At 42.4% G+C, this 262-nt stretch carries 2 pseudogenes; both read right to left on the bottom strand.

Annotation, left to right across the window (positions count from 1 at the left end):
- Window positions 1-76 (bottom strand): annotated as a pseudogene (locus tag AB4653_RS26670) (nuclear transport factor 2 family protein); the annotation flags it as partial.
- Between the two features lie 42 nt (window positions 77-118).
- Window positions 119-262: pseudogene (locus tag AB4653_RS26665) on the bottom strand (HAD family hydrolase); the annotation flags it as partial.

Below are 262 nucleotides of genomic sequence, written 5' to 3'. Positions count from 1 at the left end.
GCCATTCACTTGCCTTTGCAAAATCGTTGGTGCGCATTGCATCCCAAAATCCTAATACCACGTCTTTTGGTTTCATTATTCTTCCTTAAATTAGCCACTTTCGACTAAGCGTTACTGATTAAACGTATTTGCCAATAATCATTGAAAGATCATCGACACGGTTAGCAATGTAATCCGGCTTGGTTTGCCAATTTTCAGGTTCAGAACGGCTATAACCCGCAGCTACCGCGATCACTTTTGCGTTCTTACCCAGTGCTACTTC

Origin of the sequence: Vibrio sp. 10N.222.48.A3 (genome assembly GCF_041475345.1) — a bacterium.
In the GTDB taxonomy this organism is placed as follows: Bacteria; Pseudomonadota; Gammaproteobacteria; order Enterobacterales; family Vibrionaceae; genus Vibrio; species Vibrio tasmaniensis_A.
The sequence above is the reverse complement of the archived record's forward strand: the minus strand, read 5'-3'. Positions and strand labels throughout refer to the sequence as shown.